The organism is archaeon CG10_big_fil_rev_8_21_14_0_10_43_11, from assembly GCA_002763265.1.
Classification (GTDB): domain Archaea; phylum Nanobdellota; class Nanobdellia; order PEZQ01; family PEZQ01; genus PEZQ01.
On sequence record PEZQ01000007.1, the window covers coordinates 156305 to 157838 of the forward strand.

1 protein-coding gene is annotated in these 1534 nt (G+C 46.9%); it reads right to left on the reverse strand.

Annotated features, from left to right (window positions below; genetic code table 11):
* A partial coding sequence (locus tag COT72_04245; GenBank protein ID PIO00016.1) for a hypothetical protein occupies positions 1 to 1534 on the reverse strand: 1534 nt, incomplete at both ends.

Consider the following 1534-nt stretch of genomic DNA (forward strand, 5'->3'; position numbering starts at 1 on the left):
ATTTGCAGGCGCGACAAGCTGGACTGCAGGGTTTTGCGTATCAACATTAAACGTGCGCGTCTGGCTGTGTGTTCTGTCACTATTATCAGCACATGTCACGTTCCACACCTTATCAAGCCCGTCTGCAATGCTTGAGACGCTAAAGCTTGTGAGTGTGTTATTGTCCACGCTCGTGTTTGTTGTGGCAAACACGTTGTCAAGGTAGAGGTTGCACAAGAGTGCGTCATCAAGCGTGTCAGTCACGGTGAAATTGAATTCAACGGTTGATGATGATTCGTACACGCCGTCATCAGGCTTGTTGAGACTCACAACAGGGTCGGTTAAGTCAACCGTAACAACGCGTTGTGCGCTTGCCCCCTCATTATTTACGCTGTCAGTGCAATTCACATTCCATGTGTGCACATCTTCAGAGAGTCCTGCCACGCTAAAAGTAGTGAGGGTGTTGTTAAGAGTTGTTGTGTTTGTGGCATTGAGCACGCTGTCTATATAGAGCGCGCAGGAGAGGGATGTTGCGCCATTATCTGTTGCAAGGAAGCTAAACGTAATGCTGCCATCTGTATTATATGAATCGTTTGCCGGTGAGGAGAGCACTATAACTGGTTCCTCGTTTTGTACCGTAAGAGTTCTAAACTCAGTTACGTTTGTGTTGTCAAGCGTGTCATTTGCCCACACCCGCCAGTCAATAGTGAGACCTTCAGCACTTGTAGGAATTTGCGCAGAAATGTTGAACCATTCATCAAGACCTCCACTAAACGTACCAATACTCTCATTTGCAAAACTTCCTGTTGCATTCCATTCAAACACGTACGAGTCAAGACCAACCACATTTTCTGTCCAGAGCGCTTTAAAGTCGGGGGAGTCACTGGTTTGCGGGGTTTGGTTTGTTTCACTGACTAAACTGTATTGCGGTGCAGTCACGTCAACGCGGAATGTGGCATCTGACGAGGTTGTGTTGTGGTCTCCGTTATAATCATTACACGTGACATTAACCGTGTGAGTTCCTTCACTCACACTTAGTTCTGTGATGTTTTGTGTGTTGTTTGCAACATCACCAATGCTGATAGTCGTGCTGTCAAGGGTATACCAGCAGGCAAGTGTTGAGGCAAGGTTGTCAACTGCTGTGAACGTTACGTTAATGCTTGCTGTGTTGTAATCCGTGCTTGTTGGCGCGCTTAACGTTACTTCAGGCGAGCTTGTGTCAAGGTGATATGTTTGCTCTGCGCTTGCCTCCCTGCCGCTGTCATCAGCGCACGTTACATTCCATGTTTGGTCAAGACCATCGCCAAGAGACGATTCACTAAACGTGAACGCGCTTGCATTTGTCGCGCTTGTTGTGTTCCAGAGCGTGCCATTGAGATAAAGGGAGCAGGAAAGACTTGTGTCAAGCGTGTCAGTAACGTTGAACGTAAAATCAACATCAGCACTTGTGCTGTTATAGTTGTCTGCAGGGCTTTCAAGTGACACAACCGGGTTGTTGAGGTCAATTTTGATGGTTCTGTTTGCTGAGAATCCTTGCAAATCACCGTCATCATAA